Here is a 16,501-nt window from a genome sequence, read left to right on the forward strand (position 1 = left end):
AAAGTAACGAATGAATAAAAGACAAATAGTTATAATTTCTAGTAGTGAAGAAGATTTTTTAAAGTTACCTAATAGGTTTATGAATAAAAAATATAAATTAAAAATACATAAAAATATAAATGAAGTTATTGAAGCTGATATAAATTTAATAATAATAGATATTAATATAGGACATAAAGAATGTATTAGATGTATAAAAAAGATAAGAAGTCAATTTCTAAAAGTTAAGGTAGAAATAATAGTATGTTTAAATAAAGAGAATATTCAAGACTTAAAAGAATATATAGAAGTTGGAGCAAATGAGTATATATTAAAGCCATTTATTTTAGAAGAAATAGAATTAAGAATTAATAATCACCTTAAATTAATGGAAGCTGAAAAAAATTCTAAAATTAAAGATATACAGTTTGACGCATTATTGAATAATACTCCATTTATGGCTTGGTTTAAGGATAAAGATAGTAATTATATAAAAGTAAATAATGAATTTATGGAGCATAGTGGAAAGACTATGGAAGAGGTAAAAGGTAGAGGAGATCATTATGTATGGAATGGAAATGTAGGGGATAGATGCAGAGAATTTGACTTAGAGGTTATGAATAAAAGAAAACAAGTAGTTTTTGATGAAATAATTCTAGGTAAAAAAGGATTTAAACAGTTTAATATGTATAAAGCACCAGTAGTAAATGAGTTTGATGATGTTATAGGAACTATTGGCATTGCTAGAGATATCACTGATTTAAAAAATAAAGATGCAAAACTACAAATACTTATGGATAATTTACCATTTCCAGTATGGTTAAGCGATGCAAATGGAATATATGTTAATGGAAATGAAAAATTTGCAGATTACTTTAATTTAAGCATTGATGAATTAATAGGGAAAACTCCTAGAGAGGTTTATAAAGAAGATCTCGTAAAGAAAATCTATGATGAAAATGAGAAAGTAATTAAGAATAGAGAACCAATGAAGTTTGATTCTATTATAAAAACTAATAATGGAATTAGGGTAGTAGAAATTTATAAAACACCTGTATTTGATATAGGAAATCAAGTTATAGGAATTACTTGTGCACTTGTAGATGTTACAGATATTAAAGAAGCACAAAAAGAAATAAAGAAACAAGCATTTACAGATGCACTTACTGAAATAGCAAATAGAAGAGCATTGTATGATTATATGGAAAAAGAGACTGATTATAGTAAAATAGGTATGATGCTTGTAGATATTGATAATTTTAAAGATATAAATGATTATTATGGACATCATTTTGGTGATAAAATTATTATATATGTAGCAAATGAACTTAAAAAAATTTGTAAAGATACTTTTATATGCCGTTTCGGTGGAGATGAATTTTTAGCAGTTTTTAAAGATGTAGAAGATGAAAAAATTATATGTGATAAGGCAAAAAAGATATTAGAAAAAGTGCATTTGTATAAAGAACATGATTTTTCTGTTAGTATAGGAATAGGAATGGGAGATAATGTAACAGATATAGATAAATTACTTATAAAAGTAGATATAGCAATGTACAAATCAAAAGAATTAGGCAAAAATAGATTTATGACATATACTAAAGAATTAGAAGAAGAAAAGAATTTAATTTTAAATATAGAAAAAGATTTAAAATGTGCAGTTAAAAAAAATGAAGTAAAATTATTTTATCAACCTCAATATACAATAGATAAAAAGTTAAAAGGATTTGAGGCCTTATTCAGATGGAAGAATAAAAAATATAAAGATGTCAGTGTTATTAAAATAATAGAGATCATGGAAAACAGTAATTTAATAATAGACATAGGATATTATATAATGAGTGAAGCATGTAAATTTGCTAAAAAAATAAATGAAAATAGAAAAGAAAAAATTGTGGTTTCAGTAAATATATCAGCAATCCAAATAATGGAGAAAGATTTTATAAATAAGGTAAAATCAATAATAAATAAAACAGGTGTAGAGATAGATTGTATTGGAATGGAAATAACAGAAACAATATTAATTAAAAATATAGAAGAAAATACAATCAAAATTAAAGAACTAAAAGATATGGGAATAATGATTAGTTTGGATGATTTTGGTAGTGGATATTCATCTCTTAATTACATTGTAAATATGCCTTTATCTATAATTAAAATAGATAAGAGTTTTATATGGGGAATGGATGTAAAAAAAGAATATATAAAACTTTTAAAATTAATGATAGAATCATCCCATTCATTAAATTTACCAATAGTAGCAGAAGGTGTTGAAACTAAAGAACAATTAGAAAAATTAAATAAAATGAATGTAGACTATGTTCAAGGTTATTTATTTTCAAAACCATTAGAAGAAAAAGAAGCATTAAAGTTAGTTTAAAAGAATAACTATGTTTTAAGTAGAGGTTTATATTATAGTTAAAACTCATAGATAGAGGAATCTACTTAAAATATATCTAAATATACTAGTAATGAAATTACAAAGAGTATTAAACCATAGATTGTACAATATGTATAGTCTATGGTTTATTATTTTAATGAACAAACTTTATTGGAAATTATATAATAAGAATATTAATTGCATAGTAATAAAAAAGTATGTAAAACTAAGATTGTATTAAATTATAAGAGGTGTAATCATGAAGAATATATTAGGATATTATTTAATGCCACATCCACCTATAATAATTCCGGATATTGGAAAAGGTGAAGAAAAAAAGATTGAATCAACTTTAAATTCCTGTAATAAAATAGCTCAGGAAATCTCAGATATAAAACCTAATACAATAGTAGTTATAACTCCACATGCTACTATGTTTTCAGATGCTATAGCTATATCAAATGAAGAAAAAATTAGTGGCGATTTAAGCAAATTTAATTGTTTAAATATAAAAATGAATATTTCAATAGATAGGGAACTTAATAATAAAATTATTCAATTATGTGCAGATGAAGAAATTCCAGCAGTACCTGTTGATTCAAAGTTTTTATTACAATTTAATAGAAAATATGAATTAGATCATGGAACCATGGTACCTTTATATTTTGTAAATAAATATTATAAAGAATATAAATTAGTTCATATAACTTATTCTATGATAGGAGATTTGAATTTGTATAAGTTTGGTATGAACATTAAAAAAGCAATAGAAGAGTTAAATAGAAAAGTTGTAATTATAGCTAGTGGTGATCTTTCTCATAAACTTAAGGAAGAGGGACCATATTCATATTCTCCATATGGAGAAAAATTTGATAAAGAACTTTTAAATAACTTAGAAAAAGGTAATGTTTTAGAGATATTTAATATGAATAAAACTATGATAGAAAAAGCAGGAGAGTGTGGATTAAATTCTATCTTAGTACTTCTTGGAGCGACAGAAGGAAGTAATATTAAAGGAAATATTTTATCTTATGAAGGACCTTTTGGAGTTGGGTATGGTGTAATGAAATTTGATTTAGAAGATGGAAATAATAATACTTTAGAGTGTATAGCAAAAAAGAAAGAAGAAAATTTAAGAAAAAAAATAAATGATTCAAATCCATATGTAAAATTGGCAAGAGAAAACTTAATTTATTATTTTATACATGGAAAGAAAATTAAAGATTTATCTAATATATCTAATGAACTTTTAAATCAAAAACATGGTGTTTTTGTATCATTAAAAAAGTTTGGAAATTTAAGAGGATGCATTGGAACTATACTGCCAACAACCAATAACATAGCTGAAGAAATAATAAAAAATTCTATAGAAGCGGCAATACATGATCCAAGGTTTGCACCAGTATCAGAAAGCGAATTAGAAGATATAGAAATATCTGTAGACGTACTTATGGATGCTCAGCCTTGTAGAAAAGAAGAATTAAATCCTAAAAAATATGGAGTAATAGTTAGTAACGGATATAAAAGAGGACTATTATTACCAGATCTTGAAGGAGTAGACACAATAGAAGAACAATTAAAAATTGCATGTGAAAAAGCAGGATTATGGCAAAATGAAAATTATAATATAGAAAAGTTCGAGGTTATAAGATATAAAGAAGGTGAGTAAAATTTGGATTGCAAAATATCATTTTATGATGAGCTAAATAAGGGAGTTAGATGCAATGTATGTCCACATAAATGTATGTTAGAAGAAGGGAAGTTTGGTTTATGTAGGATTAGAACTGTAAAATCTAAGATACCAGTTGCAATAAATTATGGAGAGGTAACTTCAGCAGGAGTTGATCCTATAGAAAAGAAGCCATTATATCATTTTAAACCTTCTAAAAATATATTATCTATTGGAAGTTTTGGATGCAATATGACATGTAGTTTTTGTCAAAATTATGAGATATCTCAAAATAAACCACAAACTCAATATGTTAGCATAGAGGATTTAATTAGAATTATATCTACAGTAGAAAATAATGTGGGTATTGCTTTTACTTACAATGAACCATTTATGTGGTATGAATATATTTATGATGCAGCTAAGAAACTAAAAGAATATGATAAAAACATAAATATAGTTATAGTAACTAATGGATATATAAATGAAGAACCATTAATTAAACTGCTTCCATTTATCGATGCCATGAATATTGATTTAAAAGGATATACCAATAGATACTATAATGAAATTTGTGGCGCAAAATTAGAACCAGTATTAGATACTATAAAAACGTGTAGTAAACATTGTCATGTAGAAATAACAACATTATTAGTTAGTGATGAAAATGATTCATTAGAAGAAACAAGAGAAATATCAAAGTTTATATCGGATATAGATAAAAATATACCATTACATTTGAGTAGATATTTTCCAAGATATAAGATGCAAAATGATGCAACTGAAATAGAAAAAATAATAAAATTTAGAGAGGAAGCTAAGAAATATTTAAATTATGTATATATTGGAAATGTTAATGGCGTAGATAATAATATGTATTGTCCAAAGTGTGGAAAGTTACTTATAAAGAGAGATGGATATAATACTCAAGTTTTAACTAATGAAAATAAGTGTAAAGAATGTGGTGAAAAGATAAATATAATATTGTAAAAAAGTTTTAGAAAAAGTCTATGTTTTAAAATATCAACATTCACTAAAAAATAGCGAATAAATATGAAACAATTATAAATACTATATAACAATTATTTAATTAAATATTTATTTTTAAAAGATTTATAGTTATATCTAAACTTAATATGACTGTAAATCTTTTTTAATTTTTTAAAACATAGATGGTTAAAATATCATTATAGATTTTGAATTTAAATAACATTTTAAAATATATAAGTCTTAGAAAAATTTCTTAATTAAAAATAAATTTACTTGTCAGATTTTTTTAAGATAATACGAATAGTATTATGAAAAGATGATTTTTAAGGAGGTGTATCATAATTACTGATATTCAGTTATTAAATTTACTAGACTCTGATCCAGAAAAGGGATTAGATGAGATGATGAATTGTTATATGCCACTTATTTATACAATAGTAGCTAATAAAATTTCAGGAATATATTCAAGAGAAGATATAGAAGAATGTGTAAGTGATGTATTTATTGATGTATTTAATAATAGAAGTAGGATTGATATTAATAAAGGATCTATTAAAGCTTTTTTAGCTGTTATAGCAAAAAGAAAAGCTATAGATTTATATAGAAAAAAAGATGGGAAGAGAAACTTTCATAATGTTTCTATAGATGATTTATTTGATATTAGTAATGATGAAGATATTACTAATTTAGTAACTAAAAAAGAAGAACATTCTAAATTGATAGAGGCAATAAAAAAATTAGAACAACCAGATAGAGAAATAATTATAAGAAAATATTATTTAAATCAAAGTTCAAAGGAAATTTCTAAAGCTATTGATTTAAAAGTTAATACTATAGATAAAAAAGCATCTAGATGTTTACAGAAGTTAAAAAAAATATTAGGAGGTGTTTTATAATTTGGAAGATAGATTAGCAGAGTTATTAGATGAGATAAATATAAAAGATACTAGTATTCTTTTAGAAGATGATATTAATTTACAAATGAGTTCATTTTCTAAAAGAAATATTATGAAATCAGTAAAGAAAAAAGTTGAAAATAAAAAAGAAAATTGTAATGCAAACAAAAGAGAAAACCATAATTTTATGAATGAATTTTTAGGGGGATTTTTTATGAAAAGAAAATTAGTTTTAAGTGCAGCAGTAATAGTAGGAATTATGACATGTGGAATAGGGGGATACTCTTATGCTACAACACCAACAGCTTATGTAAGTCTTGATATTAATCCTAGTGTTGAATTAGGGGTAAATGCATTTGATAAAGTTGTGTCTGTTGAAGGATATAACGAAGATGGTAATAATATATTAGAAAATGAAGATCTAAAGAGTATGAATATTAATGATGCAGTTGAGGAATTAGTTTCTAATGCTATTGATAAAGGATATGTAACTCCTGATAATGATGCAGTTATATCAATTACAACTGCTACAAATGATACTTCAGTTTCAGAAAAGCTTCAAGATTCATTAAAAGATGCTACAAATGAAGTTTTAGAAAATAATAATATTGAAGCAGAAATTCAAGAAGACAATGTAGCTTTACAAAGAAGAGAAGAAGCAAGACAATTAGGAATAACACCAGGAAAATTAAATCTTATACAAAAACTTCAAACATTAGATCCAAATATAAAAGTAGAAGATTATAAAAATGCTTCTGTAAAAGAAATACAAAAGAAAAATAAAGAATTAAGAAAAAATAATATAAATACTGAAGAAAATAATGATGATGTAATAAATAAAGATGAAAATAATGTTCTAAATGAACAAAAAAATAAGCAAGATTTAAATAAAGATATGAAAGAAGCAAAAGAAAAGCAAGATAAAGAAAATAATAATAATAAAAACAAAGATAAAGAATTTAATGAAAACAAACCAGAAAATAATTCTTTAAAATCACAAAATGATAATTCAAAGAAAGAACAAGATAATGTTGATAAAGGAAACAGTAATTCAAATAAATCAGAAAAAAATAATAATTCATCAAATGCACAAAATAAAAATCCAAATAAACAATAGTAAATAAGTTATAAATACTTATTTAAACATAGTAAGTAAATAAAAGTATTATCTCAAATACACAAAAATATTTTTGAGATAATACTTTTTAATGTATAGTAAAGTCTAAAATTTTTAAAGTTAAGGCTATGTTTTAAGTGAATGTTGATATTGTAGTATAAAGCTCATGGACAGGGGAATTTACTTTAAGAACTCTAAAATAAAGCTTAGTCCAATTAATGCATGCTCCCAATCAGAGATTGTTGACAAGCAATTAATTTGACAAATCTTCATTAAGAGTTCTAAAAAGTAAATTCCAATGCCAGTTCGCCCTTATATTACAATATCAACACTGTTTTAAAACATAGCCAAAGTTAAAAAATATAAGGTTATAGAGAAGCTTTTGAATTGTTGATTTAAGTGTAATGTAGCTACTTTGGTATATAGATTAAATGTTTTATGTTAAAATTATAATATGAAAATTAAAAGATATACTAAGGGGGGATATTTATATATAATTATCCATTATATAGACCACCTAGTGAGAGTAATAGTCTTATCATACAAGCAACGCTAGGATGTTCACATAATAAATGCAACTTTTGCAATATGTATAAATCAAAGAAATTTACTATAAGACCTTTAAAAGATATTAAAAACGATATAATTTATTTTAGGCAATTATATGGATATGTAGAAAAAATATTTTTAGCAGATGGAGATGCTCTTATTATTAATACTGAAGATTTAAAGGAATTATTAAAATATATAAAAGATGTATTTCCAGAATGTAAGAGGATAACCCTTTATGGTTCACCTAAATCTATATTACTTAAAAGTCTAGAGGAATTAAATGATCTTAAAAATTTAGGATTATATATGATATATATGGGAGTTGAAAGTGGAGATGATGATGTTTTAAATGATATAAATAAAGGGATAAATTCTAAAGAATTAATTATGTCTGCCAATAGAGTAAAAAGTGCAAAAATATTATTATCAGTAACAGTTATAGCAGGAATTGCAGGAGTAAAGAATAGTAAAATTCATGCAATTAAAACTGGGGAACTTATAACTAAAATAAATCCTGATTATTTAGGTGTACTGACTCTTATGGTAGAAAAAGGAACAAGTTTATATGATAAAATTTTAAATAAAGAATTTAAAGTTTTAAATGATAAAGAAATCTTAAATGAAACTAAGATTTTAATAGAACATATTGATGTAAATACTCCTATGATATTTAGATGTAATCATGCATCAAATTATATTTCGCTAAAAGGGACTTTACCTAAAGATAAGGAAAACTTATTAAATAAAATTTGTTATTATGAAGAAACAAATAGATTAAAACAAGAAGAAGAGAGAAGACTTTAAAATAATTTAAGCTATGTTTTAAAATAGTGTTGATACTACAATATCAACATTCAGTTAAAACATAGCTTTTAATTATTTCAGTTCCAGAGAACAGCTATTTACATATATTGAGTATTAGATAAAGTTTAAATAATTTTGGGAATTGATAATATGAATAATAAAGATGAAAGCCAAAATACTGAAGAATTATCTTATGAAAAAAAGGCAGAATTATTAAAACAGTATTCTGATTATAATTTAATATTAAATACACTTAATGCCATTATTATAGCAGTACTTTTTAATAGAGAATTTGTTAAGAATGAGATGATAAGAATTCAGGATGAATTAAATCAAAAGTCTAGTGGATTATATAATGAAAATTTAAAAGAAATACCTAAAAAAACAAATACTATATATACTATAGCAGCAGGCATATTTTTTCTAATAGAATATGGACGTTATCAAGAAGAATTGAAGAAATTAAAAGAAACTCAAGATTATGAAGGTATTAAAAGTTCGTGGAAAGATACCTTTTCAGCTTTATTAGTTTTTATTGCAGTTAATATGTCAGATACTAATTTGGAAATATAAATAATAAGAAAGTTTAATATGTGTTTAATATAATTAAAAGTGTGTTAAACGGTAAAAAATAATAAACATAATTTTAACTTTTAACCTCATTAGGGATTTTAGTAATATAAAAGTTCAATTAAAATGTCTTTATCAGATGTACAGGTAAAGGGTCTAAAACTATGTTCTAAATCTCATTAAAAAAGCAGTAGGCAAAAATTAATAATATGCTCCTGTCTATTTGACAGGAAGCATATCATTAATTTACTTACTGCTTTAGTTTTTAAATAATATATCAATCTTACAAAAATGTAATTTTACTGAAAGATAAATAAATATGTAATTATAATTAAATATAATAGAATTATTACATGTTAATCAATTAGTAAGATATAGTGATAATACCCTTTAACAATTAGCATAATAATCATTATGTGTAGGTTAAAATTTATAAGTTTAAAAATTATTAAAAATGAGGAGATATACAATGAAAAACATATTAAATGTAGAAAAAATAGAAAAGTATTATGGAAATAAAGCAAATGTAACAAAGGCAATTGATAATATTAGTTTTAAGGTTGATGAAGGTGAATTTGTTGGAATAATGGGACCATCAGGAAGTGGTAAGACAACGTTACTTAACTGTATATCAACAATAGATAATGTTAGTACTGGTAATATACTAATTAATGATAAAGATATTACAAGACTTAAATCAAAAGCATTAGAAAAATTTAGACAAAATGAATTGGGATTTATATTTCAGGATTTTAACTTATTAGATACTTTAACAGCATATGAAAATATAGCATTAGCATTAACTATAAAAGGTGAAAAAGTTTCTAAAGTGGATAAAAAGATACAAGAAGTTTCTAAATATTTAGGGATTGAGCAGGTTTTAAACAAATATCCATATCAAATGTCAGGTGGACAAAAACAAAGAATAGCATGTGCTAGAGCTATAGTCAAAAATCCATCGTTAGTTCTTGCAGATGAACCAACAGGAGCACTTGATTCAAAAGCAGCGAGATTATTACTTGAAAGATTTGAATGCTTAAATAAGGAATTAAAATCTACTATTCTTATGGTTACTCATGATGCATTTACTGCAAGCTATGCACATAGAATTCTCTTTATAAAAGATGGGCAAATATTTACTGAGTTAGTAAGAGGAAATGATACTAGAAAAGAATTTTTTAATAAAATTATAGAAGTTATAACCCTTTTAGGAGGAGATGATAATAATGTATTCTAAAATTGCAATAGGAAATGTAAAAAAGAGTTTTAAAGATTATGCTATATATTTTTTAACGTTAACATTAGCTGTTTGTATATTTTATAGCTTTAATTCAATAGAGTCTCAAAAAGCTATTCTTGAAATTAATAAGTCAGACACACAATATATTAAGTTATTAAATGATGTTATAGCAGGTATATCAGTATTTGTATCTGTTATATTAGGCGGATTAATATTATATGCTAATAATTTTTTAATAAAAAAGCGTAAAAAAGAATTAGGAACTTATATGATATTAGGCATGGGAAAAAACAAAATATCTAAAATATTAATTTTAGAAACATTTTTAGTTGGACTTTTATCTTTAGCTAGTGGACTTTTATTGGGTTTTGTAGCAGCACAAGGTTTATCTGTTTTTACTGCAAAGCTATTTGATGTAGGAATGAGTGAATATAAATTCTCAATTTCCACTTTTGCTATAGTTAAAACAGCACTATATTTTGGGATGATTTTTTTACTAGTTATGATATTTAATACAATTGTTATATCAAAATATAAAATAATAGATTTATTAAGAGCAGGTAAAAAAAATGAAAGTATAAAATTTAAAAACCCAATTATATATTTAATGAGCTTTACAGTATGTATAGTATCTCTTGGATTTGCTTATAAAATGATATTATCAGTAGGATTAGATGTTAAAGATATAAGATTTACGTTATCAATTTTGCTAGGGATAATTGGAACTTTGTTATTTTTCTTTAGTCTTTCAGGATTTGGACTATACATAATAGAGAAGAATAAAAAAATATATTTTAAAGAATTAAATATATTTATATTAAAACAAATAAATAGTAAAATTAATACAAACTTTTTATCAATGGCTATAATGTGTTTAATGTTATTTTTAACTATTACTATATTATCAACAGGAATTGCTTTTAAAAGTGCATTAGAATCAAGTCTTAAAGATACAACTCCATTTGATGCAAGTGCTACTTTATACATAGATGAAAATAATAATTTTGATAGTATAGAAGAAAACCTAAAAAATATTAGATTTGAATTTGATAACGGAGAAAAATACATATATTTCAAAGAATATGATTCAAAGGTAGATATAAAAGAGTTAATAAGTGCACATGTAGAGGATAAAAATAAAAGCAAATTAGATAATTATAAACTTTCAAACGTACATCTTATTAAATTATCAGATTATAATAAAATAAAAAAAATGAAAGATAAAGAATCAGTAACTCTAAAAAATAATGAAGTCTTAATATTATCTAACAATAGTGATATAGTATCAATTATCAATAAATTTTTAGAAAATAACCATAATCTTAATATAAATAAAAAAGAATATACTATAAAAAATGATAAAACAATAGAAGATTCTCTTATTACTAATTTAGTTAAAAGCAATATTTGTACTTTAATAGTTAATGATGAAGTGATAAATAATTTCAAACCATTATCAGATAATTTAAATATAAAGTATAGTGAAAAGGGTAAAGAAAAATCACAAGAAAAAATATCTAAATTTTTTAATAGTTTTAAAAGTGAAAAGATAGATTTTAATAAGACTGATTTTATAAATGGAATAACAAAAGAGGAAGTATATTCTGAAAATAAAGGTATGACAATAGTAATATTATTTGTTGGAATATATTTAGGAATAATATTTTTGATATCTAGTATGGCAGTACTTGCATTACAACAATTATCGGAAGCTAGTGATAGTGCAGATAGATATAAATCATTAAAGAAAATTGGTGCAAATGATAAGATGATTAATAAAACTATATTTATTCAAACTTTAATATATTTTAGTCTTCCAATAGGCCTTGCTTTTATACATTCAGTTATTAGTGTAAAAGTGTGTAACAATTTTATATCTATGTTTAATAATACTAATATATTAGGGAATTCATTAATTACAGCTTTAGTGTTTTTAATTGTTTATATTGGATATTTTTATGCTACATATACAGGATATAAGAATATAATTACAAGTAGCAAATAAAACAATATATTTAAAATATAACCTAAAAGAGCTGTTTTAAAATAAATATACTATGTTTTTAGGTTAATTTTAAGTTATATTATAATATTAGAAATAACAATAAATTAATTAATAATAGTAAATATAAAGGCTATCTAAAATACATAAATATGTTTTTAAGATAGCCTTTTAAATCTAAAATTTAAATTACTGTTTAAATTTAAAATTTTTATTGAAATAATTTTAAAGCACTTAATTGCAGTATACAATATATAATTATAAAATACATTACATAAACTAAGGTTAAATAAAAATAGATAGGATGAAGGAGATTATGAAAATAATTATTGTTGAAGATGATCAAGTAATCAGAGAGGAACTTGAAAATCTTTTAAATAGATATGGATATGAAGTTAAATCACCAAGTGATTTTAGTAATATTATAGACTATATAGAAAAAGAAAATGCTAATATTATATTATTAGATATTAATCTTCCATTTTTTGATGGTTATCATATTTGTAGAGAGGTAAGAAAAAAATCAGATGTACCAATAATTATAGTAACTAGTAGAGATAGTCAAGTGGATGAACTTATGAGTATGAATTTTGGAGCAGATGATTTTATAACTAAGCCATACAATACGGAAATATTATTAGCACGTATAAGTTCTATTTTAAAAAGGACTTATGGAAATAATTCATCACAGGATACTTTAACATATAAAAATTTAAATATAAATTTAGCCAATGCTACTATTAAGGTAGGAGAAAAATCATTAGAATTAACTAAAAATGAAATTAAGATACTTTCATTTTTAATAAAAAATAAAGGGAATATAGTATCAAGAGAAACTCTTATGAATTATTTATGGAATTCAGATTGTTTTGTAGATGATAATACTCTTTCAGTAAATGTTACAAGATTAAGAAAGAAGCTTATTGATATAGGAGCAGAGAATATTATAGAAACTAAGAGAGGATTAGGTTATATAATTCAATGAGTATAGAGGAATTTTTAAAAGAAAAAGCTCCTTTTTTATTTTTAAATTTAGTCTTATTTATTTTTGTTGCAACTATAATGATTTTAATAGATATATCTATAGTTATAATTTTTTTAACTTTTTGTATTTGGTTTGTACCATTAGTTTCATATATGATCATAGAATTAATAAAACATAAGAGATATTATGATGAGATTCAGGGAATATTAGAAAATTTAGAGAAAAAATATTTATTATCAGAAGTTATAAATGAACCTAATTTTATTGATGGAAGAATTATTTATAATATACTTAAAGAGACATGTAGATATATGAATGAAAATGTGAAATATTATAAAGATATGCAACATGATTATAGAGAATATATTGAAACTTGGGTACATGAAATAAAGACGCCAATAGCATCAACAAAATTAATTATAGAGAATAATAACAACCAAGTAACAGATAGAATAAATATTCAAATAAATAGAATTGAAACATTCATAGAGCAGGTATTATATTATTCAAGGAGTAATGATGCTAATAAGGATTATATTATAAAAGAAGTTGAATTAAATAAAGTTGTAATGAATGTTATAAAAAGAAATTCTAGAGATTTTATTAATAAAAAAATAAAATTCGATGTGAAAAATATAGATAAAACAATATATAGTGATATTCAATGGATTGAATTCATATTAAATCAGATAATATTGAATTCCATTAAATATTCAAAGGAGAGAGACGGAAAAATAGCTATTTATTCATCTCAAAATTCAAATTCTATAATATTAACTATAGAAGATAATGGGGTTGGAATAGTAGAAAAAGATATAAATAAAGTTTTTGAAAAAGGTTTTACTGGTGAGAATGGAAGAAAGTTTGGAAAAGCAACGGGAATGGGCTTGTATTTATGTAAAAAACTTTGCAATAAACTTGGATTAGGTATTAATATTGATTCAAAAGTAAACGAAGGAACTAAGGTTAATATAATTTTTCCGTTAAGTAACTTTATGAATTTTTAATAATTAATCATTTGTTAAGTGAAGGTTGATATTATAGTATAAAGCAAATTCAAATGCCAAATTTTCAAGCTTTATAAAGTTTTAGCAACAGTTCACACTTATATTACAATAATGAAAGATAAGTGTAAGACTAATAAATATAAGATAATTTTAAAATCAGCTATAATTAATTCATAAGATAAAACAAGGAGCTGATTTAAATGAAAAACATTTTTGAAGTAATAAAAATAATTGCTTTAGTAATATTTGTAGGCTACGATGAAGAAAATTTTGAAATGATATAATAAGTTAAAATAAAAAATGATATTAATAATTTAAATATTCTCTGTAAATAACACAAATATAAAGTGATATTTACAGAGTTTTTTTAGGTATGTTTATTTTAAACATATTAACTTACAAAAATGTAATCTTAATGAAATGTAAAACAATATGTAATTAAGTATAAATAATTTAAAATCGTTAGTGTAATGAATTTAAAAATTGTTAGGAGGAAAACAGATGAAAAGATTTAATACTTTTATATTAAAAATTATGGCAATTATATTTATGACTTTAGATCATGTTTATACTTATAGTGCAGGTAAAGGGGATATAAATATTCCAATATGGTTTGGATACTTAGGAAAATTAGCAGCACCAATATTTTTCTATTTAATAGTAGAAGGATTTTTTTATACAAAAAGTAGAAAAAAATATAGTGGAAGACTTTTAGGATTTGCAGGGTTAATGGCAATAATAGATATTATTTTAGATATACATAATAATGTATTTTTATCATTAGGATTAGGTGTAATACTAATGAGTATTATAGAATATTGTAAAGAAAATAAAACAAATAGTAAGAAATTAATATTTGGAGTATTAGTATCTGTATTAATGATGTTTACAGAAGCATCATATTATGGTTTAGGAATGATATTAACGTTTTATTTTTTTAGAGAGAAGAAAGTTATTATGTCTATAGTTTATATAGTATTTAGTTTGTTGCCGGTTTTAGGAAATTTAAGTTTAGGAGAATATTTTACTGAATCTATATTTTTATGGGATTATCAATGGATGATGGTATTTTCAATAATATTTATTAATATGTACAATGGAAAATTAGGCTTAAATAATAAGTGTGTAAAGTGGTTTTTTTATGGTTTTTATCCTATACATTTAATAATTATTGTATTAATAAGCAATATGTATTAAATTGATTATTGTAAAAGAAAAACTAGATTGAAATAAGAAGAGATAAGACTTTGATATAACACAATTACATTAATAAAAAGATTCACTAGATGTATAATTTTCTAGTGAATCTTTTTATTATATACTACTCGTATTTAAATTTAATAGATATTTCTTTAATTTGACCTTTAGAATCTTTTCTAATATTAAAGTGTTTTATATCAATGAAATCATTATTTAATTGGTGGGTTAATTCTGTAATAGTAGCTTTGGTTTTTTTAGCTAATTCTCCATCTTCTATTATTCTAAAGCGAGACTTTCTACAAGTAGTTTCTTCACTTTTATCATCAATAATAACGAAATATTCAGGGGCTTCCTCAATAACTAAATATTCTTTACCTAAAGTTAAAGTTGAGCATAAATTATTATCTATACATTTAACTATCATAATAAATACCTCCTAATGTTAAGTTTATATATAAATATTAGTATAAAAATTTATTAATTAATACTAGGAAAATTTATAAAAATAATAATCAAAAATAGTAAAATCTTATAAGGTCTAAATTAATATATATGTTACAATAAAAATTATTCAATAAATTAAAGAATCGTATAGTATTTTGTAGCACATTTAAAGTTGCAACATATATAATATAAATTAAAAAACTTATAGGAACATTTTACTTTGATAATAAATTTGATGAGTTTAATAATTACCAAGATAGTAAAAAAGGAATAAAATATAGAATATCTAAAATATAGTGATAAATATATAATTATTTATCACAAATAATTAAAAGGAGAAGAGATATCTATAATGTGCATAGATATGCCAGAAACTATTGAAGTGTATAATCATTATAAATTTGCTATAAGAGTTAAATAATATAGAAAATTAGTTTAAAAATTGTTATAGTTTGTTATTAAAAAGTAAAATAATAAGAAAAGTTTCACTTTTATACAGTAATGCATATATTAAAATATAAAGAATCTCTTTGCACTGCATATAAATCTACAGTACAAACTGAGCAGGCGATGGATCTATTGTATGGTTCATGAGGCCGGGCTGCAATAGGCAGCAGCAGATGAAACATGCACATCTGCGGGACAGTAGTATGTTCCGCAGGTGTG

13 protein-coding genes and 1 riboswitch are annotated in these 16,501 nt (G+C 23.3%); of the genes, 12 read left to right on the forward strand and 1 reads right to left on the reverse strand.

Going from position 1 to position 16,501, the window contains the following annotated elements:
• Window positions 1-10 precede the first annotated feature (10 nt).
• The 12 genes from ACYUET_RS00510 (at window position 11) to ACYUET_RS00565 (ending at window position 15,388) form a co-directional block, all read left to right on the forward strand.
• Complete coding sequence (locus ACYUET_RS00510; protein ID WP_460277080.1) at window positions 11-2,359, forward strand: sensor domain-containing protein; 2,349 nt, start codon at window positions 11-13, stop codon at window positions 2,357-2,359.
• Window positions 2,360-2,618: 259 nt separating this feature from the next.
• Window positions 2,619-4,028 (forward strand): AmmeMemoRadiSam system protein A, encoded by a 1,410-nt coding sequence (gene amrA / locus ACYUET_RS00515; protein WP_460277081.1) that lies wholly within the window; start codon window positions 2,619-2,621, stop codon window positions 4,026-4,028.
• 3 nt (window positions 4,029-4,031) lie between these two features.
• Window positions 4,032-5,018 carry an AmmeMemoRadiSam system radical SAM enzyme gene (amrS, locus tag ACYUET_RS00520; RefSeq protein WP_460277083.1) on the forward strand — a complete coding sequence of 329 codons (987 nt, stop codon included), beginning with the start codon at window positions 4,032-4,034 and terminating at the stop codon, window positions 5,016-5,018.
• A 401-nt stretch (window positions 5,019-5,419) separates the two neighbouring features.
• Complete coding sequence (locus ACYUET_RS00525; protein WP_460277085.1) at window positions 5,420-5,914, forward strand: sigma-70 family RNA polymerase sigma factor; 495 nt, start codon at window positions 5,420-5,422, stop codon at window positions 5,912-5,914.
• 1 nt (window position 5,915) lies between these two features.
• On the forward strand, window positions 5,916-7,031 hold the full coding sequence (locus tag ACYUET_RS00530) for an anti-sigma-I factor RsgI family protein (protein WP_460277087.1): 1,116 nt from the start codon (window positions 5,916-5,918) through the stop codon (window positions 7,029-7,031).
• Between the two features lie 489 nt (window positions 7,032-7,520).
• Window positions 7,521-8,387 (forward strand): radical SAM protein, encoded by an 867-nt coding sequence (locus ACYUET_RS00535; protein WP_460278220.1) that lies wholly within the window; start codon window positions 7,521-7,523, stop codon window positions 8,385-8,387.
• A gap of 150 nt (window positions 8,388-8,537) precedes the next feature.
• On the forward strand, window positions 8,538-8,960 hold the full coding sequence (locus ACYUET_RS00540; RefSeq protein ID WP_460277088.1) for a hypothetical protein: 423 nt from the start codon (window positions 8,538-8,540) through the stop codon (window positions 8,958-8,960).
• Window positions 8,961-9,426: 466 nt separating this feature from the next.
• A complete protein-coding gene (locus tag ACYUET_RS00545) occupies window positions 9,427-10,194 on the forward strand; it encodes an ABC transporter ATP-binding protein (protein WP_460277089.1) in 768 nt (255 codons plus the stop codon).
• Entirely contained in the window at window positions 10,184-12,202 is a 2,019-nt protein-coding gene (locus ACYUET_RS00550; protein ID WP_460277091.1) for an FtsX-like permease family protein, read from the forward strand. Before ACYUET_RS00545 ends, ACYUET_RS00550 begins: the two co-directional genes overlap by 11 nt.
• 310 nt (window positions 12,203-12,512) lie before the next feature.
• Window positions 12,513-13,184 carry a response regulator transcription factor gene (locus ACYUET_RS00555; RefSeq protein WP_460278221.1) on the forward strand — a complete coding sequence of 224 codons (672 nt, stop codon included), beginning with the start codon at window positions 12,513-12,515 and terminating at the stop codon, window positions 13,182-13,184.
• Entirely contained in the window at window positions 13,181-14,191 is a 1,011-nt protein-coding gene (locus ACYUET_RS00560; protein WP_460277093.1) for an ATP-binding protein, read from the forward strand. Before ACYUET_RS00555 ends, ACYUET_RS00560 begins: the two co-directional genes overlap by 4 nt.
• 501 nt (window positions 14,192-14,692) lie before the next feature.
• The gene (locus tag ACYUET_RS00565) at window positions 14,693-15,388 is read left to right on the forward strand and encodes a TraX family protein (RefSeq protein WP_460277094.1); all 696 of its coding nucleotides are present in this window, start codon (window positions 14,693-14,695) and stop codon (window positions 15,386-15,388) included.
• Window positions 15,389-15,512: 124 nt separating this feature from the next.
• Here the strand turns inward: ACYUET_RS00565 and ACYUET_RS00570 are convergent, their stop codons facing one another.
• On the reverse strand, window positions 15,513-15,815 hold the full coding sequence (locus tag ACYUET_RS00570; protein WP_460277096.1) for a hypothetical protein: 303 nt from the start codon (window positions 15,813-15,815) through the stop codon (window positions 15,513-15,515).
• 569 nt (window positions 15,816-16,384) lie between these two features.
• A riboswitch (NiCo riboswitch) is annotated at window positions 16,385-16,483 on the forward strand.
• The last annotated feature ends 18 nt before the right edge of the window (window positions 16,484-16,501 follow it).

It is taken from the genome of Clostridium sp. CTA-5 (genome assembly GCF_054768135.1).

Bases quoted from the DNA above. Each gene is read 5' to 3' on its own strand.
- ACYUET_RS00565 (WP_460277094.1), top strand. From the start codon at position 14,693: ATGAAAAGATTTAATACTTTTATATTAAAAATTATGGCAATTATATTT.
- ACYUET_RS00510 (WP_460277080.1), top strand. From the start codon at position 11: ATGAATAAAAGACAAATAGTTATAATTTCTAGTAGTGAAGAAGATTTT.
- ACYUET_RS00560 (WP_460277093.1), top strand. From the start codon at position 13,181: ATGAGTATAGAGGAATTTTTAAAAGAAAAAGCTCCTTTTTTATTTTTA.
- ACYUET_RS00525 (WP_460277085.1), top strand. From the start codon at position 5,420: ATGATGAATTGTTATATGCCACTTATTTATACAATAGTAGCTAATAAA.
- amrA (WP_460277081.1), top strand. From the start codon at position 2,619: ATGAAGAATATATTAGGATATTATTTAATGCCACATCCACCTATAATA.
- ACYUET_RS00550 (WP_460277091.1), top strand. From the start codon at position 10,184: ATGTATTCTAAAATTGCAATAGGAAATGTAAAAAAGAGTTTTAAAGAT.
- ACYUET_RS00545 (WP_460277089.1), top strand. From the start codon at position 9,427: ATGAAAAACATATTAAATGTAGAAAAAATAGAAAAGTATTATGGAAAT.
- ACYUET_RS00540 (WP_460277088.1), top strand. From the start codon at position 8,538: ATGAATAATAAAGATGAAAGCCAAAATACTGAAGAATTATCTTATGAA.
- ACYUET_RS00570 (WP_460277096.1), bottom strand. From the start codon at position 15,815: ATGATAGTTAAATGTATAGATAATAATTTATGCTCAACTTTAACTTTA.